Here is a 22,760-nt window from a genome sequence, read left to right as displayed (position 1 = left end):
TTCTGGTGCCCGGTCAACTCCGGGGCGATGCTGGGGCGCTGTGCGTGTGAACCACGCGAGTCCCCTGGCCCCATGGAGTTGCCGTGCCTCCTGTCGCGTTCGCCAGACCTCTGGCGGCCCTGGCCGCGGTGTCCGCCCTTGTGCTGGGCGCCGCCGGCCAGGCCACCGCCGGCACCACCCCCGCCCCGGCACCCGAACCCCTGCCGCGGGTCTCCACGGAGATGCTGCGGCCGGTCGCGCCACCCGCCGCCAGCGGTGCGCCGGGTACCCGGTCCGTGGCCGACGGCGACGGGCTCCAGACCGCCCGCTCCTCGCGGCCGGTCGCCCCGGGCGTGAAGCTGACCTCGTACGACCGGCTGGAGTCGGACAAATGGCTGCGGGTCGACGCGCTGTCGGTGGACCTGGCCGGCGGCACCAAGGTCGACTATCTCCACCCCGACCAGGTCGCCAAGCGGCGGACGGTGTCCCAACTGGCCGCCGAGCACGACGCCGGGCCGGGGCGCCGCACGGTCGCGGCGATCAACGGTGACTTCTTCGACATCAACCAGACCGGCGCCCCCGAGGGCAACGGGATCGGCGACGGCCGCCTCGTCAACTCCGCCTCCGCGGCCGGGCCCGCCCAGTCCGTCGGCATCGGCCCGGCCGACGCGGGCCGCGTCCTCCAGCTCTACTTCGACGGCACCCTGACCCTCCCCGACGGCCCCCATCCGCTCGCCGCCCTCAACGCCGCCAACGTCCCGGCCGCCGGGATCGGGGCGTACACCGCCCAGTGGGGCGAGGCGGACCGCGCCCAGACCGTGGACGGCGCACGGCGCACCGCCGAGGTCACGGTCGTGGACGGCAAGGTCACCAAGGCGGCCGGCGCGCCCGGCAAGGGCCCGATCCCGGCCGGTGCGACCGTGCTGCTCGGCCGGGACGCCGGGGCCGACACGCTGTCCGCACTGGCCGTCGGCGACGCGGTGTCGATGGAGTACCGGCCGCGCACCGACGACGGCGATCTGCCGCGCACGGCCGTCGGCGGCCGGGAACCGCTGGTCGTGGACGGCAAGCCGGTCGGCCACGACGGCGAGGGCAACAACACCACGGCGCCGCGCACCGCGGTCGGCTTCTCCCGCGACGGCCGCACCATGCAGATCCTCACCGTGGACGGGCGGCAGGCCGACAGCGGCGGGGTCACCCTGACCGAGCTGGGCCTGATGATGAGGGACGCGGGCGCCTACAGCGCGCTCAACCTGGACGGCGGCGGCTCCTCCACGCTCGTCGCCCGCGAGCCCGGCAGCGACACCGCCCGGGTGGAGAACAGCCCGTCCGACGGCGCCGAGCGCACCGTCCCCAACGGCCTGGCCCTCACCGCGCCCGACGGCAGCGGCCGGCTCAAGGGCTTCTGGGTGGACACCGCGATGGACCGCGCGGCCGCGCCCACCGCGGACCCGGTCCGGGGCGGCCACCCCGAGCGGGTCTTCCCCGGGCTCACCCGCCGCCTCACCGCCGCCGGTTACGACGAGACATACGGCCCGGCGGACGGCGCGGCTCAGTGGCGGACGGCCGATTCCCACATCGGCCGGGTCGGCGCCGACGGCACCTTCACCGCCCGCCACGGCGGTGACACCACCGTCACCGCCCGACGCGGCGCCGCCCACGGCGACATCGGCCTCACCGTCCTGGACCGGCTGGACCGGATCCAGCCCACGGGCCGGCTGGTCGGCCTGGCCGATGCCGAGGCCACGGGCCGGTTCGGCATCGTCGGCCTGGACGCGCACGGCACCAGCGCCCCCGTCGAACCCTCCGATGTGCGGCTCTCGTACGACCACGGGCTGTTCGACATCGCCCCGGACCCCCGGACGGGCACCTTCACCGTCAAGGCGCGCCACGACCAGGCCGCGGGGCAGGTCAAGGTCGGCGTCGGCGGCGCCACCACGGTGCTCGCCGTCACCGTCGGCCTGACCGAGCGGCAGGAGGCGTCCTTCGACGACGCCGACCGCTGGGCCTTCAGCCAGGCCCGCGCCTCCGGTTCGGCGGAGGCCACGCCCGACGGCCACACCGGCACCGGGCTGAAGCTGGACTACGACTTCACCCAGTCCACGGCCACCCGCGCGGCCTATGTCACCCCGCCCCAGCAGATCGAGGTGGACGGGCAGCCGCAGTCCTTCGGCCTGTGGATCAAGGGCGACGGCAAGGGGGCGTGGCCCACTCTGCACCTCAAGGACGCGGCGGGCTCCGACCAGTTGCTCCGCGGACCGTATGTGACCTGGACGGGCTGGCGGCATGTCGACTTCGACGTCCCGGCCGGGGTCGCCTATCCGCTGAAGGTCAACCGCTTCTACCTCGCCGAGACCGGCGCCACCCGCCAGTACACCGGCAGTGTGGTCATCGACGACCTCTCGGCGCGGGTGCCGCCCTCCGTCGAGCTGCCCACCGAGCGCGTGCGCCCCGATCCGCTGATCTCCACCGCCGCACAGGTGCGGGGACGCGACTGGCGGTTCGCGGTGATGTCCGACGCGCAGTTCGTGGCCCGCGATCCGGGCAGCCCGATCGTCGCCCAGGCCCGCCGCACCCTGCGGGAGATCAAGGCGGCCAAGCCCGACTTCCTGGTGATCAACGGGGACCTGGTCGACGAGGGCTCCCCCGCCGATCTGTCCTTCGCCCGCACCGTGCTGAACGAGGAGCTGGGCGATGAGCTGCCCTGGTACTACGTGCCCGGCAACCATGAGGTGATGGGCGGCTCCATCGACAACTTCACCGGCGAATTCGGGCCCGCCCACCGCTCGTTCGACCACCGGGGCACCCGCTTCCTGACCCTGGACACCTCACGGCTGGGGCTGCGCGCCGGTGGCTTCGACCAGATCAAGGAGTTGCGCGCCCAGTTGGACGCGGCCGCGAAGGACCCCGGCATCGGCTCGGTGATGGTGATCGAGCATGTGCCGCCGCGTGACCCCACCCCGCAGCAGGGCAGCCAGCTCGGCGACCGCAAGGAGGCGGCGCTGCTGGAGGGCTGGCTGACCGACTTCCGCCGCACGACGGGCAAGGGCGCGGCGTTCATCGGCGGCCACGTCGGCACCTTCCACGCCTCACGGGTGGACGGCGTCCCGTACCTGATCAACGGCAACTCGGGCAAGAACCCCGCCACCCCGCCCAACCAGGGCGGCTTCACCGGCTGGTCGATGGTCGGCGTGGACCGCGTCCCGGCCCGGGACCAGGAGGCAGCGCGCCACGCACCGTGGCAGGGCGGCCCGGACTGGGTGTCCGTGCAGACCCGCGCCCATGTGGACGGGCTCACCGTCACCGCCCCGGACGACCTGCGCACCGGGCGGACCGCCGACATCACGGCGACCGTCTTCCAGGGCGAGGGGCCCGCTGCCCGCCGGGTACCGGTCGCCTTCCCGCTGAGCGCGGACTGGACCGGCTCGCCGGGCGTCCACATCGGCGACCCGGACCACGCCGGGCGCCGTGATGTGGCGGCGTACGACCCGACCAGCGGCAAGCTGACCGCGCTGCGCCCGGGAACGGCCACCCTCGCGGTGAGCGTGAACGGCGCCACCGCACAGGCGCGGTTCACCGTCACCGCGGCGGCCGCGGCACCCGCGGCCTGAGGGCCGTCCGGCGGAACACGGTTCCGGCGGACGGCCCGCTGGGACATCGGCCCGCGCATCCGCACCGAGCGGGTGCGGATGCGCGGTACCGAACGTCAGGTCACCGCCGCAGCGGTCCCTCGCAACTGAAGTCCGCGGTACCGGAGTTGCCGGTGACGGTGGGACGGCCGAAGCTACAGTTCATATCGCCGAAGTCGACGGCGGCGGGCTTGGTACGGTCGAGCAGATTGGCGTCGACCGCCTCGGACATCTCCGTGAAGACCTTGTTGAGGCTGCCGGGGTCGCTGAGGTTCGCGGTGATCTTGCCGGTGCAGACGAACCGTCCGTGCTCGCGGTCGCCATTGTCCTGGCAGGCGGGCTGATCGCCGGTGGCCCGGGAGAAGGCGCTCTGCGCCCCGGCGGCGTCGGTGAGCGTCAGGTCCTGGTTGGGGACGAACGTGGTGTCCGGGACGAACAGATCGTCGACGCTGGCTATCTGCTGGTCGAGGAAGACGTTGTACTGCTGCTGGAGGTTGACGTCCGCGCCCTGCTGGTTGCGCCAGTTGTCGAAGGCGACGGGGTCGTCGGCGCGGATGAACCGGTACATCTCCTGGAGCTTCGCCGGGTGGTCGCGCCACAGGAACTCGAAGAACGTTCCCGCGTAGGAGTAGAAGCGGAAGCCGTCGCGGTCGTAGGTCGCGTGCAGCATCTCGTTGATCGTCATCCGCGGCCTGCCGCCCTGGGTGTCGTTGATGATGTCACGCACCAGGGACTGGCGTACGCGGATGCCGTCGTCACGGGTCGAGCCGTCGAAGAACTCGGCGCTGCCCTCGTCCATGGCGGTCGTGCGGTCACCCTCGTACCAGGGGCCCTCGCCGAAAGAGCCGGGGACGGCGAACCGGCCGTTGAGGTAGTGGGTGTACTCGTGCCGGAAGAGCTCTTCCAGGGTGAGGGAGGAGTCCTGGGGCACTCGGCGCTGGTAGGTGTAGAAGGTCGCGCCCTTCTCGATGTAGACACCGCCGTTGTCGGTCCCCATGCCGGTGAGCATCGGATGGTAGACCTCGTAGTCGGAGCGTGAGGCGTACAGCACGATGTTCAGGGTGGCGTTCGGGTCCCCGGCAAGTGGCTCCTCGGTGCCGAGCACCCGGTGGAACTGGGCCTTGACCTGCTTGGACGCATAGTAGAGCTGGTCCACGGTGGCGCGGTCGAGGGCGGTGCGGACCTTGATGCCGCCGTTGTCGTAGGAGTACGTGTTAGGGAAGATCCGCTTCTCGATGTCCTCCTTGCACACGCCGTAGGGCTTGCACGCGTCGAAGGTGATGAGCCAGGAGACGACCTTGCCCCAGGGCGCGCTGCCCTCGCCGAAGTTCCGGACGGTGACGGGCAGCAGGGCTCCGAGGTCGGTGACGGTCTGCTGCTTGAGGGAGTCGATCTCGCCGAAGCGGCCGTACTCGAGGAGGGCGTCCCGTGCCACCCAGGCGTTGGGGGTGTCCTTGAGGTGCGTGTAGTCGCCGAACGCCTTGAAGGCGGCACGGTAGCCGGGGTCGGCGGCGACCGCGGCCTGGAACTCCTTGTCCTGGTTCCCGGAGTAGACGCCCAGGTAGTTCAGCGAGAGCGCGGAGAGGGCGGCGTTGCCCCAGGACTGGTCCTTGTTGGTGGCGGTGTGCCCCGAGTCCATGGTGGCCAGGACCTTCTTGACCAGGCCCAGTTGGTACTGGCGTCCGCCGGGCCCGCTGCACGCGATCAGGGCCTCGCGCAGGGTGTCCGCGTTGGCCCGGGTGGCGTCGAAGCTGTGGGCCGCGGCGCCGAAGGCGTCGACCGCGCCGCGTACCGCGTTGACGGTGGGGGCGTCGGTGGTGTCGATCTCGTCGTGCGAGAAGTCGTGGTAGGCCACCGCGTGGAGGTACGTGAACATCTCGTACAGGTGGCTGGTGTTCGCGCCGTCATGGCCGGGGGCGAGGGAGGCGATGCGCCGGGCCACGGTCTGGACGTGCGCGTCGGACATGACGGGGATCAGCCGCGGGTCCCAGTTCCAGATGAGGCCACGCAGACAGTTGTCGGCGGTGACCGCGGGGTCGGCGAGGAAGTCGGCGAACTGATCGGGGCTCAGCCCGGTGATGCCGTCCAGGGTGCAGGGGGCGACCGACGGCTTCCTGTGGTGGTGCGAGGTGGCCCGCTCGGACAGCGGGCCGGGGATCCGTCCATCGGCGGTGACGGAGCGGGGCGCGGGGGCCGGAGGCGCACTGAACTCCGGCTTCACGTCGAGACGTTGGGCGTGGTCGAGGGGGTTGTCGGCGGGCCGGGGCGGGGGCTTCGGTGCCGCCTTCGGCTGCCACGGATGGGCGGATGGTGCGGGGTCCCTGGGCGCGGCCGCGGCGGCCTGCCCGAGTGGCATCACGAGTGCGGCGGCGAGGGTCGCGGCCAGCAGGAGTCTGCGCGAGGAGCGCGAATGTAACACCTGAACCTCCAAGAGGCGGTGGGGGGTGAGTGGGGGGGTGAGTGGGGGCCCGAGGCAATGGCCTTCACTTCACGAGATGTGACCTGTAACATAGTAATGTGAAATTGCACTGACAAGGTGTCAGACAAAGGTCATCCAGATTTCCTTCACCGGAGGTGTCCGTGACCGCGCGTGCCACCCAACTCCACACCGGCAGCCATGACTTGCCCGTATCGGACGCCCTGGCCCGCTCGATGGCCGCCGGCTGGGCCCCCGCCCCACCCCCCGACGACTCCCGCGTCCCCGGCTTCGAACAGCTCACCGGCCGCCGGGCCCGGCTCGCCGCCCGCTTCCCCGGCGAGCGGCTGCTCATCCCGGCCGGCGAGCTGAAGGTCCGCTCCAACGACTGCGACCACCGCTTCCGCCCGCACAGTGCGTACGCCTGGCTGACCGGGCTGACCGGCGAGGACCAGCCCGGCCATGTGCTGGTCCTGGAGCCGGACGGCGAGCCGGTGCTGTACCTGCGGCCGCGGTCACCACGCGACGAGGACGGGGAGTTCTACCGGGACCGCAAGTACGGCGAGTTCTGGGTCGGCCGCCGCCCCGACCTGGCCGAGACCGAGCGGCTGACCGGCCTCCGCTGCGCCCACCTGACCGGCCTCGCCCGCCTCGGCCCCGGCCGGGACGCCTCCCGCGATCCCGAACTCGCCGCCGCCCTCAGCGAGTTGCGCTTGGTGAAGGACCCATGGGAAGTGGCCCAGCTCCAGCAGGCCGTGGACCACACCGCCACCGGCTTCGAGGACGTCGTCCGCGCCCTGCCGTCGGCACTGCGCCACCCCCGCGGCGAACGCTGGATCGAGGGCGTCTTCCAGTTGCGCGCCCGCGCCGAGGGCAACGGCACCGGCTACGAGACCATCGCCGCCGCCGGCGCCCACGCCTGTGTGCTGCACTGGACCCGCAACGACGGCCCGCTCGACCCACGGCAACTGCTGCTGCTGGACGCGGGCGTGGAAACCGACGCGCTGTACACCGCCGACATCACCCGCACCCTGCCGCTCTCCGGGCGCTTCTCCCCCGTCCAGCGCAGGGTCTACGAGCTGGTGCTCGCCGCGCAGGACGCGGGGATCGCCGCCCTCAAACCGGGCGCGAGCTTCCGCGACTTCCACCGGGCCTGTTCCACCGTGCTCGCCGAGGGCCTCGCCGACTGGGGCGTGCTGCGCATCCCCGCCGCACAGGCACTCACCGCCGAAAGCGGCCTCCACCGGCGCTACACCCTGTGCAGCTCCGGCCATATGCTCGGGCTCGACGTCCACGACTGCGCCCGGGCCCGCGCGGAGCAGTACCTGGACGGCGTCCTGGAGGAGGGCCAGGTTCTCACCGTCGAACCGGGCCTCTACCTCCAGCCCGACGACACGACCCTGCCGCCCGAACTGCGCGGGATCGGCGTCCGCATCGAGGACGATCTGGTGATCACGGCCGACGGCGCCCGCCTGATGTCAACGGCCCTGCCCCGCACGGCCGATGCGGTGGAGGAGTGGATGGACCGGCTGCTGTCCCCGTCCGGCTGATCCGCGATCGCGCCGGGCCTCCGCCCAAGGGACCGCCCCCGCCCAAGCCGTCCAAGAGGCCCGGCGGGCGGCGGCCCCGTCAGAGCACTCGTGCCCCATCCTCGCGGCCCTCGGCCCACAGGGAACGGACATGGCCGAGGTGGCGGGCCATGCATGCCTCCGCCGCCTCGGCGTCCCCGGTCAGCATCACATCGAGCAGTTCCACATGCTCCTCGGCGGACGGCAGAAGCTGGTCGTGTTCGTCGAGCCAGGTCAGGCCGTAGAGACGGGAGCGCTTGCGCAGATCGCCGACGGTCTCGACGAGGCGGTCATTGCCACTGAGGCCCAGCAGTTCGAGATGGAAACGGCGGTCGGCCTCCAGATAGCCCACGAGGTCATGCGCGGCGGCCGCGTCGACGATCTCCAGGGCGATCGGGCGGAGCACCTCGAGCTGGGCGCGGGTCGCGGTGCGGGTGATCCGGCCGACCACCGGGACCTCGATCAGCGCCCGGATCTCGGTGTACTGGTCGAGATCGCGCTCGCTCACCTCGGTGATCCGGAAGCCCTTGTTGCGCACCGGCTCGACCAGACCCTCGCGGGCCAGGTCGAGCATGGCCTCCCGGACCGGGGTGGCCGAGACCCCGAAGTCCGCGGCCAGACCGGGCGCCGAATAGACCGTGCCCGGCCGGAGTTCACCCGCTATCAGGGCCGCACGGAGCTGATGGGCGACCTGGTCGCGCAGCCGGTGCTGAACGGTGGCCAGGCTCCGATGCTTGAGTTCACCCATCTCGGCCCTCCGAATGGCACGTCGAGTCGGCGCGGAGTGCCAAGCGTACAATGTCACGTTGCGCAATCGACCCGACAGTGGCCCGGCCGGGACCCGGCGGGGAACGGGCTCAGGTGTCCCAGACCCGGCGGACCTGTTCGAAGCGGGTGGGCAGCGGAGGGCGGCGACCGGCGTACCGGGCGTTCGTACGGTGGACGAACCGGCGCCAGGAGAGCACCAGCCCCTGCCGGGTGATGGGCAGCCCGGCGATCACCGTCACGCCGTTGTCATGGGTGTGGTGCACCGTCAGCAGCAGCGCGTCCGGCACCGACCCCTCCAGCTCGGCGCAGAGCTCCTGCCGCACCCGCAGCCAGCGGCGCAGCACCAGCACGGTGCCGCGGTCCAGGCCGTGCCGGCGCGGGACGCGATGCTTGCCGTGCTCGATGGTCACCCATCCGGAGTCCAGGTCCAGCGACGACAGTTCGCAGCGCAGCAGTCCGCCGTACCGGGCGCCGCTGGCCCGCGCCAGGCCCACCACCACGGCCAGCCGTACGGTCTCCGGCTTCGCGCCGTCCTCCATCGCCTGCACCGAGAGCTGCCGCCAGATCCACTCCGCCTCCGCCGCCGAGACCACCGGCCGCGGATAGCGCTCCCGCGCCGCCTCCTTCGCCGTCTCCTTCGTCGTCCGCGCCTGGGACCGCGCTGCCATGTCCACTCCCTGGGAGACTTGCGACACCGAGTCGCTTGGCACACTATTTATTCCATCGATGTCCCCGTCAAGGGCATCACGGCGGTACGGTCGTCCGTGTGCGCCTTCTGCTGATGTCCGACACCCATCTTCCCCGGCGCGCCAAGGCGCTCCCCGGGGAGCTGCTGGAGCGGCTGCCGCACGCCGATGTGGTGGTCCACGCGGGCGACTGGGTCGACCTCGCCACCCTCGATCTGCTCCAGGAGCGGTCACGGCGGCTGATCGGGGTGTACGGCAACAACGACGGGCCCGAGCTGCGGGCGCGGCTGCCGGAGGTGGCCCGGGCCGAGCTGGCGGGAGTGCGGCTGGGCGTGGTGCACGAGACCGGAGCGGCGCGGGGGCGGGAGCGGCGCTGCGCCGAGCGGTTCCCCGACCTTGATGTACTGGTGTTCGGCCACAGCCATATCCCGTGGGACTCCACGGCCGAGGGGCCGCTGCGGCTGCTCAACCCCGGCTCCCCCACCGACCGGCGCCGGCAGCCGTACTGTACGTATCTGACGGCCGCGATCGAGGCCGGGCGGCTGACCGCCGTGGAGCTGCACCGGCTGCCGCCCCGCCGCTGACCGATCGCCGTTCCCCGGGCGGGTTGGCCGCGCCTGTTTCCTTCCGTTCGCCCGTCTCTCTTTTCAGCCCCGGTATCCGACCTGTTCTTTTCGGGTGCCGAGGAGTGTGTGATGACGACGGCAAGTGGTGGGTCCGCGGGGCGATGGGCGCTTGCGGCGGTGTCCGCGACGGTGTTCCGCGTCCAGCTCGACGCGTTCGCGCTGAACCTGGCCCTGCCCGGGATCGGGCGGGATCTGGGGGTGGCGGGAGGCGGCCTCCAGTGGGTGGTCAGCGGGTATCTGCTCGCGGCCGGCGCGCTGATGGCGGGCGCGGGGCGGCTGGGCGATCTGTACGGCCGCCGCCGGTTGCTGACGGCGGGTCTCGTGGTGTTCGGCGTGGCGTCGCTGGTCTGTGCGCTGGCCCCATCGCTTCCGGTGCTGGTGGGCGCGCGGGTGGTGCAGGGCGCGGGCGGGGCGATGGCCATGCCGGCCGGTCTCGCCCTGCTGACGAACGCCTGCCCGCCCGGTGCGCGGGCGCGGGTCATGGGCCGGGCACTGGGCATCGGGGGCGTGGCCACGGTGTGCGGGCCGTACGTCGGCGGGGCGCTCACCGAGGCGGTGTCCTGGCGGGCGGTGTGCTGGCTGAACGTACCCCTCACGCTGGTCGCGGTGGTGTGCGCGGCACGGGCCGGGGAGTCGCGGGACACCACCGCACCGGCGTCCGTGGACGCGGCGGGGCTGGTCACGGCGACCGGCGCGCTGGCGGCGCTCGCGGTCCTGGTCGACCGGGGGCCACTGTGGGGCTGGGTCTCGGGCCGCTCGGCGGTGGCCCTGGCGCTCGCGGTCGGGCTCGGGGTCGTCTTCATGCGGCATGAGCGGGCGACGGCGCATCCGCTGGTGGATCTCGCCCTGTTCGGCAACCGGCGCTTTGTGGCTCTCACGGCGGCCGGGGCGGCGGCCAATGCCGCGACCGTGGTCGTCCTGTTCGTCGTACCCCTGGCATTGCAGGGGCAGTGGCGGCTGTCGGCGATGGGCGCGGGGGTGGCCTTCCTGGCCCCGGCGGGCGCGATGGCGCTGGCCGGGCCGCTGGCGGGGCGGATCCGCACGGCGGACGCGGTGCGGGCGATGGCCGGGGCCCTGGTGCTGGGGGTGGTGGCGCTGGTCGGAGCCGCCACGGCGCCGACCCTGCCGGTCTTCCTCGTCGCGGTCACGGGGTGCGGGGCCGCACTCGGGGTCGCGGGCGCGCTGCTGACGCGGATACGGCCCGGCTGTGGCCCACGAGCCCGGCGTCGACATGCTTTTCTACAGAAATGACTGACTCAACCCTGCTTGTCTACGGGCTGTGGGCGCCGGAGGTGGGCGACGAGGGCGGAAACAGTTGGCCACGGGCCAGGGCCAGGACGGTCCGGGCCGCGATGCCGCCGATGAGGATGGTGACGGCCGCGAGGACGAGGTAGGTGTAGACGAGGTGGCCCGCCGGTTTGCCGTCATCGATCCAGTGCAGCGTGGTGGTGGCGACCACGGCCCAGGAGAAGGTGAAGGCCCACGTGGCGACCGTGAACCGCAGGCGCGCGTAGAGGGGGACCAGCCGGAGCTGGACGATGACCATCAGCAAGAGGTATCCGGCCAGCGCGGCCGCGATGAAGTCCACCCGGCCCTTGTCGAGTGCGAAGTAGGCGACGCTGGCGATGGCGGCGGGGGCCACCTCGATCGTCATCGTCGGCAGGAGCGGCGCGGGCAGTCGAGGGCGGTGGAACAGCCTTCCCGTGATCATCGAACCGAGGATGAACCAGCAGATCACGCCTAAGCCGAACATGACCTCGGCCAGCCGGGTCTGTCCCACCCTCGCGGCGCTGGCGCAGGAAACGAGGCCGCCGGCCACAGTGGGCAGGAAGTAGCCGGGGTGCATCCGGTCCAGTTCCATGTCCCTGCAGACCCACTGTCCGGTGAGCCATCCGCCGAACAACACGGTCAGCACGAGAAAGACGTCCACCAGAACCTTTCCCGCCATCGGGCTGTACGGCGCCAGTCCCTGGGCCGCCAACAGCATCGGGGTGATCAGCGCCAGGGAGGTGAACGGACTCGCCACGGGGTCTTCCAGATCGGCGCGGAGCCTCCCCCTGCCGCCGCACACGTAGCGCAGATACCATCCCACCGATACCAGCCATACGACAGTGGCCAGTCCGATCAGGGCTCTTCCGACGATCACCGGCACATGCCCGGCCTGACCAGCGGCCACCCAGGTACCGCCGAGACCGGCCAGGCCGAAGGCCATGCTGAAAATGTTGGGCGGGACGCGCCGTACGGTCATCGCCGGGCTCCTTTCAAATCCGGCTGGTGAGCCACCGCAACCGACTGTGCACTCCGCGGGCCGCCTCCGCGACTTCCCCATGTCATCCGGGGACGCCGGCAGCCACGGAAATACGAGACGACGCCCTTACCGTCGCACCTGTCGCACGCCACGGCGTACGTGATGCCCCCGTGAGTGACGATCGTGCTCGGCGAGACCTGACAGCCCTCCGTAGGTCAGGTGAACGCGCGGGGCCGGTTCTCCGTATGGCTCTGTGTGCGTCCTGCCCATGGGGACGCGCGCCGTCCGCACAGGCCGAAACCGAGACCGGAGGCCCCGCTCCATGAATGACCGGTTCATCCCTCCCATCCAGGCGCTGCCGGATGGCGACGCCGAAGTCCGCCTGGTGCTCCATCTGCCCTGGGAAGTGGTCGCCGCGCTGGGCCAGGAGGCCGGCCGGCTGGCGGCCCAGTCGCAGCGGCCGGTGAGCCTCGACGAGGCGGTCAGCCACCGGCTGCGTCACGGGACGGCCCAGACCATCGGCGTCCACGCCAAACCGGAGCGGGAGCGGAACCAGCCCGCGCCCACCGCGCCCCACACCTCACCCCCGCTGGCGGCCCGCTCCCCCGGTGAGCAGGCCCGGCAGGCGATCGAGAAGATCAACGGGTCGGCGCAGCCGCACAACGGCACCGCGAACGGCAGCGCCGGCGCCACCGAGTCCACGGGCCCGCAGCACACCACCGGCGCCCCGGAACCGGCCCCGCCCGACGCCCGGGGCATCCTGGAGCGTCCCACGAGGGCCACCGGAACGGTGAACGGCACATCGACGGAGATGCCGAGATAACACCGGACGCGGACGCGGGAACACGGCTGGAAGGCCGCGTAAGGGCCGCGGATACGAGGGTGCCGTCCCCCATCGGACGGCACCCTCGTATGTGCGGCACCTCCAAGGCGCGAGGCCCGTGTGCCTCCGGACCCTCGCCCTACTCGACGAGGTCCAGCGCCGCGGCGACGATGCCGTCGCTGTCGATGCCGTGGTAGCGGTAGACGTCCTCGATCGCACCGGACTGGCCGAACCGGGTCACGCCGAGGGTGGTGAGGGGCGTGTTCTGGATCGTGCCCAGGAAGGAAAGGGTGTGCGGGTGACCGTCCAGCACGGTGACGAGCGGCGTGGTCCGCTCGGCGGGGAAGATCTGGTCGAGGATCCAGGTCGGGTCCTCCGACAGGCCGCGGCGGGCCTGAAGCGCGCGGAAGAGCAGGTCCGGGCTGGTCACGCAGACGACATCGGCGCCGTGGCCGAGGGCCGCGAGCCGGTCGGCGGCGGCCAGGGCCTCGGGGACCAGCGCGCCCATCGCGGCGAGGGTCACCACGGGGTTCTCGTGCTGCCTCAGCCGGTAGGCCCCGGCGACCGCGTGCCGGCGGCGGCGCTCACGCGCGGCCGGGTCGGTCGGCACCGCGGCCGCGGACTGGTCGACGGGCCGGGTGGACAGCCGCAGGTAGGCCGAGCTCCCGTCCGGCCGACCGAGGTTGCCGAGCGCGGCCAGCAGACACCATTCGGTGTCGATCGCGAACGCGGGTTCGTAGGTGACACAGCCGGGCTGCTCGATACCGAGTGACGGAGTGGTGATCGACTGGTGGGCACCGCCCTCGGGGGCGAGCGTGACGCCGGACGGCGTGCCGACCAGGATCGACTGGCCACCGGCGTAGATGCCGAAGGACCACGGCTCCAGGGCCCGGTTGACGAAGGGGTCGTAGACCACACCGATCGGCAGCAGCGGCTGGCCCCAGCGGCTCCAGGTGGTGCCCAGCTCGCCGAGCAGGCCGACCAGGTTGGTCTCCGCTATGCCCAGCTCCACATGCTGGCCCGTGGGCCGCTCCCGCCAGTGCAGGATCGTCTCGGCGTCGTCGGCGAACCAGTTGGGGCGCTCGGTCGGCGACCACACCCCGACCTTGTTGAGCCAGCCACCGAGATTGGTGCTGGAACTGACGTCGGGGCTGACGGTGACGATCCGTTCCGCCGCCTCCGGCGCCCGCCGGGTGAGGTCCAGCAGGACGCGTCCGAGCGCCTGCTGGGTGTTGCCGGTACCGGTCGGTGCCGGGCGGGCCAGGTCGGCGGGCACCTCGGGGGGCCGCCGCGACGTGTGTCCTGGGCGGCGCAGCCGATCGGCGGCCGCCGCGCACAGGGCCGCTTCCGGCGAGCCGTCGCCGAAGGCCGCCCAGGGACGGTCGAGATCGGTCCCCAGCCGGTCGGCCAGTGCCTTCATCTGGTCGCCGGTCAGCAGGGAGGAGTGGTTCTGCGGATGGCCCTCGGTGGGCAGCCCGCAGCCCTTGACCGTATACGCGAAGATCACGGTCGGGCGGGTGTCGTCGACGGCGTCGTACGCGTCCATGAGGGCGCGGATGTCATGGCCGCCCAGGTTGCGCACCGCCGCCAGCAGCGAGGCGTCGTCCAGTGGCGCGATGAGGTCGGCGATCGGCCCGGCCGTGGAGCCGGTGCCGGGCAGGCGCTCACGCAATTCCTCGGCGGAGCAGCGCAGCAGGCGCTGGTATTCGGGGTTGCCCATGGCGTCGATACGGGCGCGCAGCGCCTCGCCACCCGGCCGCGCGAACAGCTCCTGGAGCAACCGCCCGTACTTGAGGTTCATCACCTGCCAGCCGGCGGCGGTGAACATGCCCCGCAGCCGCTCCGCGGCGATACCGGGCACCACGCGGTCCAGGGACTGCCGGTTCAGGTCGACGACCCACACCACTTCGCCCAGGCCCGGCACCATCGGGTCCTGGATCGCTTCCCAGATCGCGCCCTCGTCCAGTTCCGCGTCGCCCAGCAGGGAGTACTGCCGTCCCGTACCGGCCCCGCCGAAATGTCCCTCCGCGTAGCGCCGCGCGATGGCACCCCACAACGGCGCGGTGGCGCCGATGCCGACCGAGCCGGTGGAGTAGTCGACCGGGTCGGGGTCCTTGGACCGGCTGGGGTAGCTCTGGAGGCCCCCGAAGGCGCGCAGGGTGGTCAGATAGGACTCGTCCAGCTCACCCAGCAGATAATTGATCGCATGCAGTACGGGCGAGGCGTGGGGCTTGACCGACACCCGGTCCTCGGAGGTCAGCGCGTGGAACCACAGTGCCGTCATGATCGAGGTCATCGAGGCGCTGGACGCCTGGTGACCGCCGACCTTGAGCCCCGAGGGGTTCGGCCGCACCCGGTTGGCATGATCGATGATCGCCGTGGACAGCCACAGCACGCGCCGTTCGACCGCCTCGAGCGCGGCGAGCTGCGCCTCCCGGGCAGCGCCCGGGCCCTTGCCGCCGACTGACCTCAGCTCCGAGTTCACGACCGTCACAGAGCGCACCCCACTGTCCGCACCTTGCTTCCGCAGAAATTGACGTTGTGCTCCGCCAGTAGACAGATAATCCTTTGGATGCACAACATGTTCCCGTAGGACTATGCATTCTGCTCAGACTCCGAGGCGGATGAGGGACATCGATTGGGCACCATGAGCGATGAGCGAGGGCTGGACGCCACCGACGCGCGGATCCTGCTCGCCCTTGCCGCCGATCCTCGAGCCACCATCGTCGCCCTGGCCGAGCAGCTCGGATTGTCCCGCAACACCGTCCAGGCCCGGGTGGCCAGATTGGAGCAGGGCGGCGCGCTGGACTCCTTCGAACGCCGGATCACCCCGAAGGCGCTGGGCCATCCGCTCACCGCGTTCGTCACCGCGCGGGTCCATCAGCACCGCTTGGCCGAGGTTTCCGACGCGCTGGCGGGCATCGAGGAGGTCGTGGAGGTCTTCGGCCTCAGCGGCGAGACGGATCTGCTCATACGGGTGGTCGCCACGGATGTGGAGGCCCTGTACGGGATCGCGGGACAGATCCTCGCCATCCCCGGCATCGAGCGCACCACGACGGCCCTGGCCATGCGCGAACTGGTGCCGCACCGCCTCACCCCACTGCTGCGCCGTGCCGCGGCGGGCGGATAGCGGGCGGTAGGGGGACACGGCGGGCCTTCCCTTCCGCTGGGCAGAAACCCGACTTCCGGGTGTCTCCGGCGGAATTTACGTTGCGGACGCGCTGCACTTCCGGCAGCGCGCACCCGCGCAGCGTCCTGGAGGTCTCTTGATGCGTCCAACTCGTCGTTCGCCCAGAAGGACTTCGCCGTTACGGTCCCGGTCCCGTTCCGTGGCCGTGCTGATCGCGCTGGCGACCACCCTCGTCTCCGCGCTGTTGACCGCCTCCGTCACACCGACCGCGGCCGCCGAGCGGCAGTCCCGGAGCGGGCCCGCGACCGGCTCGTCCGCCGACAGCGCTTCCGTCCTCGCGACGATCCCGGATCCGACCGCCGCTTCGCTCGAGGCCACGAACGGGCCGCTGGCCACCGCCACTTACACCGTTCCCAATCCGAGCGGATACGGGTCCGGCACGATCACCTACCCGACGGCCAGTGGCTCGTACCCGAGCGTCGTGCTGATGCCGGGCTATCAAGGGACCCAGCAGAACCTGCAATGGCTCGCGCCCCGCCTCGCCTCCTGGGGCTTCGTCGTCATCAACGTCGGCACCTTTACGCTGGGCGACGATCCCGCGTCGCGCGGCCGCCAGATCAGCGCCGCCGGCACCCAACTGATCTCGTTCGGTTCCGCCTTCGGCAACCCGATCTACGGGAAGGTGAACGGCACACTCGGTGCGGCCGGTCACTCGATGGGCGGCGGCGGTGTCATGGTGGCCCTCCGGGACGACTCCCGCTTCAAGGCGGGCGTGCCGCTGGCACCGTACAACCCGAACCAGAACTTCTCCGGAGTGACCGACCCCACCTTCTTCATGACCTGCCAGAGCGACCCCGTCGCACACGGCAACACCTACGCTCTGCCCTGGTACAACTCGATGTCCCAGGCCGAGAAGCTCTATATCGAGGTTCCCGGCGACCACCTCTGCCCGATGACCGGCTACGGCAACAAGGCCAAGCAGGGCAAGTGGATCGTGTCGTTCTTCAGCCGCTGGCTGTACGGCGACACCCGCTTCAGCCCGTTCCTGTGCGGTGCCGCGCGGGAAGCGGACAAGAACAGCCCCGCCCTGGTCACGCGCTGGCAGGACACCTGCCCGTTCTGAGCGGGTCCTCGCACCCACGGCTCCTGCGGTCCGCCGCGGGAGCCGTCCTCACGCGCCGTCCTCACGCGCGCCGTCCTCACGCGCCGTTCTGCCGATGACGATGCCGATGACACAGCGCTCGGGAGATGGCCCGGCCGGTGGCCATGACTTCGGGCGCGAGCATGCTCTGTCCGCCGCCAGAGGTCCCCCGGAGGACGGACACAGCGGCCACGACCTCGCCCGTCGCGTCCCGCACGGGAGCCGCGGCCGACGCGCAGCTTCCCGGACCGGACCACCGGCCGTTCACCGCACAGCCCGTCCGCTCCACCTCGGCGAGCATATGCCGCAGACCGGTGGTCAGGGCATGGTGGGCCAGATAGCGCTCCTGGGCGGTCGCCCCGGCATAGGCGAGGAGCACCAGGCCGTCACCGGTGGCGTGCGCCGGGCGCCGGCCGCCGACCGGTTCGCCCGCTCCGTCGGCGGCCGGGGCACCGATCCGCTCGACGAGCACCGTCTCCATGCCGTCCAGCACCGTCAGCCGGACCTGCTGTCCCCCGGTCTTCCGGTGCAGGCCCCGGAGGAAGGGCATCGCCATGTCTCTCAGTTCCAGCCATCGTGGGGCCGTGGCCGCGACCGCCCACAGGTGCAGGCCGATCTCGTAGCGGCCGTTCCGGTTCCGTTCGAGCGCACCCCAGGACAGCAGCTCGCCGACCAGCCGGTGCGTGGTGGCCAGCGGTATCCCGGTTCGCCGGCTGATGTCCGAGAGGGTCAGCCGACGGCGTTCTCCGGCGAACGCGTCCAGCACACTGAGGACCCGGCCGGTCACCGAGCGGGGGGCTGATTCCTGCTCAGCGGGCATGCCGCTGGGCCGAGGCGGAGGCGGAGGCGGCGCTGAACGCATATGGCGATCCCTTCGGCGGATAGGGCCGTGCGCCAGAGTATTGACATGCATACAACAAGAGCTTCAGGTGCGCACGAAGACACGGCCACCCCTCGCCCCCGGATATGAAGCTGTCGTTTACGCATAAGAAAGCCGCAGGAGTCGAACCGCTTGCCCGGGGAGCACGAGCACACGGCCGGATTGATGCATATGACGCATCGACAGATCCCGGTTTCGACGCTGGACACCGCTTGGCCACGGCTTGGAGACTCACCCGTGGCAGGGGGACGCCCGCCACCCGCCCCGCTCCCGGAACGACGTCGCCCGGCCACGCGTCGGCGCTCATCACCCCGTACGGCTCATCCTCGGTTCACCGCACCAGACGGCCGGCTCCACATCCGGCCCTCTCCGGCTGCCCGACACCTTACGGAGGACCCATGAGAAGGATCACCAGACGTACGGCGCTCACCATGGCCGGAGGTACCGTCACCGCCTCGATGGTGATCAACGCGGCCACTACGGCCACCGCGGCGTCCGATGCTCCGGCGCCGGGACGACCGGTGGCGTCCGGAGCCGGTCCCGCGCTGCGGACGGCCCTCATCACACGGGTGACGCCCAGGAACAACTGGCGGGTGACCGCCGTCGCCATCCGCTACGCGAACCCCATCGACCTGCGCGGCGGCGTCATCCCACCCTCCGCGTTCCAGGTCACCGCCGACCTCGGCGGGCAGAGCGCGGCCCGAACCGTCCGCCGGGTCTACCCGAACACCGTGGCCGGGACGGCCGACCTCCCCCACCGGGGACGGCCGGGCAGATACCTCATCATCGAGCTCGACCCGGACGACACCAATGCGCAGGCCGCCGGCACCGACCCTCTTCCGCTCCATCGCGCCTACGCCGTCAGGCAGACTGCCGATGTGCGGACCCCCGGCGGAGATCCGGTGCTCGCGGCCGGTCCGTTGGCGATCCGCAACGACGACGTCATCACCCCGGTGGTCGACGACTTTTCGGCGGGATCGTTCACCGACTCCACGGGATTCGAGCTGGCCTTCCGGCTGTATCAACCGGAAGGGTTCGTGCGGAGTCCGGGGGCGGCCACCCGGTATCCGCTCGTCGTCACCCTGCACGGCGGCGGCGAGGTCGCCGACAACAACATGACGCAGCTCACCGCCAATCGCGTCGCCGTCACCTTCGCCAAGCCGGAACGCCAGCGCCGGAACCCGGCGTTCGTGCTCGCCCCCCAGATCCCACTCCCCCGCCCCATGGACGGACCCGACGGTACGGACTGGACCGACCCCAGGGTCCGCACCGCGCTGGTCGAACTCATCGACGCCTTCACCACGCAGCGCCCCGTCGACGCGGACCGGCTCTATCTCGTCGGCCTGTCATCGGGTGCCCGAGGCATCTTCAACCTCCTCCCGAGGCATCCCCGCACCTTCGCCGCGGCCCTGGCCACCGCCGGCTGGGGCGACCCCTCCACCATGGAGCGGATCACGCACATCCCGATCTGGGCCGATCACTCCATCGACGACCCGGTGGTCCCCTACCGCGAGGGACGGTTCGGCAAGCCCGGCACCTGGACGCTGATGAACGCGCTGGAGAGCGCCGGTGCACCCATCACCCGCGGGGAGTGGGCCAACGACCTGCCGAAAGCGGAGTTCGAGGCCCGGTCCAGGGCCCTGCTGAACCGGGCCCGCAGGACCGGCAGCCATGTGCTGTTCACGAGCTACACACCCGGAACGACGCCGGTGAGCGCCCACTTCGCGTGGGCACAGACCTATGAGAACGACGTCGCCATCGACTGGCTCTTCGATCAGTCACGTTAGTGTGACCCGCGTCGTCGGGCTCGGTAGCTGGGGAGCCCAGCACGCCGAGGGCACCGGCCCGGTCACCGGGCTCCACCGCATCAGCGCCCCCTTCGACCCCGACCTTCCGCTGCACTTCGTCGCCACCCGCGACATCGGGGTCGTAGCGGACGGACGCGATCGCGAAGGCCATAGGTGCGGACGACCTCATCTACGAGCAGATCAGCCTCGCCGCCTTCCACGCGGAGAGATCAGTCGCGATCACACACCGACGACGGCCAGCGCGCCATAGCCGACAACCGCGACGAGAAGCGTGGACAGAGCCCCCAGGGCAAGACCTCGCTTTCCGGCCCGAAGCAGCGCACCGATTTTGACGCCGCTGCCCAGCCCGAACAGTGCGGCGGCGAAGAGCAGCGTGGTGACGACCTTGACCACGGACAGCGCGGTCGGCGGCACGATACCGCTGCTGCGAACCAGCATCATCATCAGGAATCCGAGGACGAACAGCGGAACGATCGGCGGACGTTTCCCCGTAGCGGCCCCGCCTTGCCGGCGCTGAACGATGCTGACGCCGGCGACCATCGGGGCGAGCAGCACGACCCTGGTCAGCTTGGTGACGACAGCGATGGCGACCGCCCCGGCGCCCGCGGGTGACGCGGCCGCGACGACCTGAGCGACTTCGTGAACGGAGAGTCCGGCCCAGGACCCGAGGCGCTCGGGGCTCATTCCCAGCGCCTCACCGACGAACGGTATGAGCGCGATCGCGGCGCTTCCGTAAAGGGTCACGAGAGTGACAGCCGTCGCCACGTCCTCTTTATCGCTTTCGGTGACGCTGTCCATTGCCGCGATCGCCGACGCCCCGCAGATGGAAAATCCGGTCGCCACCATCAGCGCGAGTCCCCGCGACACTCGGATCAGCCGGCCGAGCAGGAGGGTTCCGAAGAAGGTCACGAGCACGGTGACCACGACCGCCAGCACCTTTCCCGCACCGAGCCCGAAGACCTCGCCGAGCCCGAGCTGAAGCCCGAGCAGAACGACGCCGAGGCGCAGAAACCTCTTCGTCGCCCAGCCCAGACCTTCCTGGGTCTTCGCCGGAAGGCGACCTCCCACGGCGATTCCGAGGACCACCGCGACGGTGAGCGCGCTCACGGCGGGCACCAGCTTGTTGAGGCAGAACGCGGCAGCCGTGCCGACAGCCACCACGAACAGCCCCGGGGCCAGTGAACGAACTGGTCCGGCGGCGTCTGCGGCACGCTCGACAACGTGTCCTGGGTTGGTCATGCCCCGATCATCATCGTGCTGCGCCGGGCGCGGTACCGGTCAATAAGTGAGGACGTCATACCCCAAGGGCATGACAGGCCCGGAGCCATACGCTGGGACTATGAGTCAGTTGCCGGATCTGGAATCGCTGCGTCTGCTCGTCCTTGTCGGAGACGTGGGGAGTCTGAGCAGGGCGGCGGCGCAGCTCGGTCTCGCGCAGCCGTCGGCCAGCAAGCGGCTGTCCACACTGGAGCGCAGGCTCGGCCTGGTGCTGGTGGAGCGGACCCGGCGCGGATCACAGCTCACCGACGCGGGTCGGGCCGTGGCGGTCTGGGCCCAGCAGGTTCTCCAGGACTTGGACGGTCTGCTCACCGGCGCGGAGGCATTGCGTACCAAGCGCGACGCCGAGCTGAGAGTCGCGGCGAGCATGACGGTGGCCGAGTACTTGGTACCGGGTTGGCTCGGCGAACTGCGTCGGATGCGGCCGGAGCTGTACGTGGGCCTCCAGGTGACCAACAGCGAGCACGTCCCGGAGCTGCTGCGCAGTGGCGCGGTGGATCTCGGATTCATCGAGTCGCCGCAGGCCCCGGCCGGATTGCCTGCTCGGCGGGTCGCCCATGACCGTCTGCTCGTGGTCGTTGCGCCGGGACACCCTTGGGCGCGCCGCCGTCGCCCGCTGGGCGTCGCCGAGCTTGCCGCCGCGCCGCTGGTGCTCCGTGAACGTGGATCGGGCACCCGCGAAACTCTGGACCAGGCGCTGCGCCGGGCGGGGATGGCCGAGCCCCGGCCCCTGCTGGAGCTGGGGTCGGCGACTGCCGTGCGCAACGCCGTGATGGCCGGGACCGGCCCGGCAGTGATCAGCGAACTCGCCGTACGAACGGACCTCGCCGACCGCCGCCTGGTGGCGGTCGAGGTCGAGGGCATCAAACTGCACCGTGCCCTGCGCGCCGTATGGGCGTCGGAACGCCCCCTGGCCGGCCCGGCTGCCGAACTCCTGGCCGTGACCAGGCGACACAGACCGGACGCCGCCACCACGGGCGCCACCGCGCGGTGAACGCGCGACGAGGCGGCCCGGCTTGAGCGGCGGCTGCCAGTCGGTCACCTAAGAATGTGCGGTCTGGTCGGTCCGCTTGTCCTCAGCGGCCTTCCGCGTCACCGCGGTGACGATGAAATCCAAGGCGTACTCGAATTCCTCATCGTGGTTGAAGTGGGCCAGGTACGGGGCCGCCTCGACCAGTGCGGGCATTCCCGAGGACTCGAGGTCGCGGCGTCGCCTCGCCTCGGCCTCGGGAACGACCGCTCCGAAGGTCGGCCCGGCCGTGACCTCGCGCAAGAGGGTCCCGATGATCGATGCCAGCAGCGTCCTCAGCAGATGGACCGCCTCGGCGGGGTGGCAGCCGGCGGCACGCAGGATCGACAGCACCCTGTCGATGGGTTGAAGACCGGCTGTGGACGAGAGCTGCCGGGTCAGGACGAGGGCTCCGGCTCGGGGGTGCGCGAGGGTGCCGGCGCGGAACGTTCTCCCTATGGCGCGGAGGTCCACATCGAGCGATCCCGTCGGTTCGGGGAGTGAGAGGCCGGCCAGGATGTGCTCGGCGACGGCGTCGAGGAGGTTGTCCTTGCCGTCGACGTAGTTGTAGAGGCTCTTCGCGTCGACTCCGAGGCGACGGGCGACGGTGCGCATGCTGACGCCCTCGACACCTTCCTCGTCGATCAGGGAAATGGTGGCACCGACGATGGCCGCCCTGGTCAGCGTGGACGCGCCTTTGCGGGGCCGGCCACGTCGGGGCGGCGTTCCAGGTGGGTTCTCGGCGGATTCAGGCAGCGTCGTCACCACTTC

17 protein-coding genes are annotated in these 22,760 nt (G+C 71.3%); 9 read left to right on the top strand and 8 right to left on the bottom strand.

Going from position 1 to position 22,760, the window contains the following annotated elements:
* Positions 1 to 83 precede the first annotated feature (83 nt).
* Complete coding sequence (locus ACK1X7_RS43875; RefSeq protein WP_413116597.1) at positions 84 to 3,590, top strand: phosphodiester glycosidase family protein; 3,507 nt, start codon at positions 84 to 86, stop codon at positions 3,588 to 3,590.
* A gap of 100 nt (positions 3,591 to 3,690) precedes the next feature.
* Here ACK1X7_RS43875 and ACK1X7_RS43870 read toward each other — a convergent pair whose 3' ends face one another.
* Complete coding sequence (locus tag ACK1X7_RS43870) at positions 3,691 to 6,027, bottom strand: collagenase (RefSeq protein WP_390794879.1); 2,337 nt, start codon at positions 6,025 to 6,027, stop codon at positions 3,691 to 3,693.
* 161 nt (positions 6,028 to 6,188) lie between these two features.
* Here ACK1X7_RS43870 and ACK1X7_RS43865 point away from each other — a divergent pair, with 161 nt between their 5' ends.
* Entirely contained in the window at positions 6,189 to 7,574 is a 1,386-nt protein-coding gene (locus ACK1X7_RS43865) for an aminopeptidase P family protein (RefSeq protein WP_413116596.1), read from the top strand.
* Positions 7,575 to 7,653: 79 nt separating this feature from the next.
* Here ACK1X7_RS43865 and ACK1X7_RS43860 read toward each other — a convergent pair whose 3' ends face one another.
* Together ACK1X7_RS43860 and ACK1X7_RS43855 are read right to left on the bottom strand one after the other, a co-directional pair.
* Positions 7,654 to 8,340: a GntR family transcriptional regulator gene (locus ACK1X7_RS43860; RefSeq protein WP_413116595.1), complete on the bottom strand. Its 687-nt coding sequence runs from the start codon at positions 8,338 to 8,340 to the stop codon at positions 7,654 to 7,656.
* 109 nt (positions 8,341 to 8,449) lie between these two features.
* Positions 8,450 to 9,028, bottom strand: coding sequence for a tyrosine-type recombinase/integrase (locus ACK1X7_RS43855; protein WP_390794877.1), 579 nt, complete (start codon positions 9,026 to 9,028; stop codon positions 8,450 to 8,452).
* A gap of 98 nt (positions 9,029 to 9,126) precedes the next feature.
* Here ACK1X7_RS43855 and ACK1X7_RS43850 point away from each other — a divergent pair, with 98 nt between their 5' ends.
* Both ACK1X7_RS43850 and ACK1X7_RS43845 read left to right on the top strand, forming a co-directional pair.
* Complete coding sequence (locus tag ACK1X7_RS43850) at positions 9,127 to 9,630, top strand: metallophosphoesterase family protein (RefSeq protein WP_385157271.1); 504 nt, start codon at positions 9,127 to 9,129, stop codon at positions 9,628 to 9,630.
* 111 nt (positions 9,631 to 9,741) lie between these two features.
* A complete protein-coding gene (locus tag ACK1X7_RS43845; RefSeq protein WP_413116594.1) occupies positions 9,742 to 10,923 on the top strand; it encodes an MFS transporter in 1,182 nt (393 codons plus the stop codon).
* A gap of 19 nt (positions 10,924 to 10,942) precedes the next feature.
* Here ACK1X7_RS43845 and ACK1X7_RS43840 read toward each other — a convergent pair whose 3' ends face one another.
* On the bottom strand, positions 10,943 to 11,920 hold the full coding sequence (locus ACK1X7_RS43840) for a TDT family transporter (protein WP_390794875.1): 978 nt from the start codon (positions 11,918 to 11,920) through the stop codon (positions 10,943 to 10,945).
* Positions 11,921 to 12,242: 322 nt separating this feature from the next.
* Here ACK1X7_RS43840 and ACK1X7_RS43835 point away from each other — a divergent pair, with 322 nt between their 5' ends.
* Positions 12,243 to 12,743: a hypothetical protein gene (locus ACK1X7_RS43835; protein ID WP_390794874.1), complete on the top strand. Its 501-nt coding sequence runs from the start codon at positions 12,243 to 12,245 to the stop codon at positions 12,741 to 12,743.
* A 139-nt stretch (positions 12,744 to 12,882) separates the two neighbouring features.
* Here ACK1X7_RS43835 and ACK1X7_RS43830 read toward each other — a convergent pair whose 3' ends face one another.
* On the bottom strand, positions 12,883 to 15,228 hold the full coding sequence (locus ACK1X7_RS43830) for a transketolase-like TK C-terminal-containing protein (RefSeq protein WP_390794918.1): 2,346 nt from the start codon (positions 15,226 to 15,228) through the stop codon (positions 12,883 to 12,885).
* Positions 15,229 to 15,390: 162 nt separating this feature from the next.
* Here ACK1X7_RS43830 and ACK1X7_RS43825 point away from each other — a divergent pair, with 162 nt between their 5' ends.
* Both ACK1X7_RS43825 and ACK1X7_RS43820 read left to right on the top strand, forming a co-directional pair.
* Positions 15,391 to 15,873: an Lrp/AsnC family transcriptional regulator gene (locus tag ACK1X7_RS43825; RefSeq protein ID WP_385152645.1), complete on the top strand. Its 483-nt coding sequence runs from the start codon at positions 15,391 to 15,393 to the stop codon at positions 15,871 to 15,873.
* A gap of 199 nt (positions 15,874 to 16,072) precedes the next feature.
* Positions 16,073 to 16,996, top strand: coding sequence for a triacylglycerol lipase (locus tag ACK1X7_RS43820; protein ID WP_385152648.1), 924 nt, complete (start codon positions 16,073 to 16,075; stop codon positions 16,994 to 16,996).
* A gap of 76 nt (positions 16,997 to 17,072) precedes the next feature.
* Here ACK1X7_RS43820 and ACK1X7_RS43815 read toward each other — a convergent pair whose 3' ends face one another.
* Positions 17,073 to 17,834 (bottom strand): IclR family transcriptional regulator, encoded by a 762-nt coding sequence (locus ACK1X7_RS43815; protein ID WP_413116593.1) that lies wholly within the window; start codon positions 17,832 to 17,834, stop codon positions 17,073 to 17,075.
* A gap of 458 nt (positions 17,835 to 18,292) precedes the next feature.
* Here ACK1X7_RS43815 and ACK1X7_RS43810 point away from each other — a divergent pair, with 458 nt between their 5' ends.
* Entirely contained in the window at positions 18,293 to 19,681 is a 1,389-nt protein-coding gene (locus ACK1X7_RS43810) for a PHB depolymerase family esterase (protein ID WP_385152654.1), read from the top strand.
* A 240-nt stretch (positions 19,682 to 19,921) separates the two neighbouring features.
* Here the strand turns inward: ACK1X7_RS43810 and ACK1X7_RS43805 are convergent, their stop codons facing one another.
* Positions 19,922 to 20,941: a YeiH family protein gene (locus ACK1X7_RS43805; protein ID WP_385152657.1), complete on the bottom strand. Its 1,020-nt coding sequence runs from the start codon at positions 20,939 to 20,941 to the stop codon at positions 19,922 to 19,924.
* 100 nt (positions 20,942 to 21,041) lie between these two features.
* Between ACK1X7_RS43805 and ACK1X7_RS43800 the strand changes: the two genes are divergently transcribed.
* Positions 21,042 to 21,974, top strand: coding sequence for a LysR family transcriptional regulator (locus tag ACK1X7_RS43800; protein WP_385152660.1), 933 nt, complete (start codon positions 21,042 to 21,044; stop codon positions 21,972 to 21,974).
* Positions 21,975 to 22,022: 48 nt separating this feature from the next.
* On the opposite strand, the gene ACK1X7_RS43795 is transcribed toward ACK1X7_RS43800, so the two are convergent.
* Complete coding sequence (locus tag ACK1X7_RS43795; protein WP_390794872.1) at positions 22,023 to 22,754, bottom strand: TetR/AcrR family transcriptional regulator; 732 nt, start codon at positions 22,752 to 22,754, stop codon at positions 22,023 to 22,025.
* Positions 22,755 to 22,760: the final 6 nt, after the last annotated feature.

Origin of the sequence: Streptomyces sp. CY-1, from assembly GCF_047218265.1 — a bacterium.
GTDB classification, from domain to species: domain Bacteria; phylum Actinomycetota; class Actinomycetes; order Streptomycetales; family Streptomycetaceae; genus Streptomyces; species Streptomyces niphimycinicus.
This window is presented reverse-complemented; position numbering and strand designations above follow the sequence as displayed.